The organism is Methylobacterium sp. A49B, assembly GCF_053346215.1.
Map to the genome: position 1 here is coordinate 1 of NZ_JBKFBO010000042.1, position 220 is coordinate 220.

1 pseudogene is annotated in these 220 nt (G+C 67.7%); it reads left to right on the forward strand.

Going from position 1 to position 220, the window contains the following annotated elements:
• A pseudogene (locus ACLBX9_RS03230) lies at nucleotides 1-220 on the forward strand (flagellin); the annotation flags it as partial.

Below are 220 nucleotides of genomic sequence, written 5' to 3' on the forward strand. Positions count from 1 at the left end.
CTCCAGCGCCTCCGTGCTGCTGACCATCAACGGCACCTCGGTGTCGGCCAACATCACCGCCTCGTCGAGCATCTCGGCCACCGTCGCGGCCCTGAACGCCGCGGTCAGCTCCGCCAGCACCTCCTCCAACGGCTCGTTCGGCGCCGGCGCGATCTTCTCCACCGACAGCACCGGCACCAAGATCGTGCTGAATGCCCAGGCCGACGTCGAGTTCCAGAAC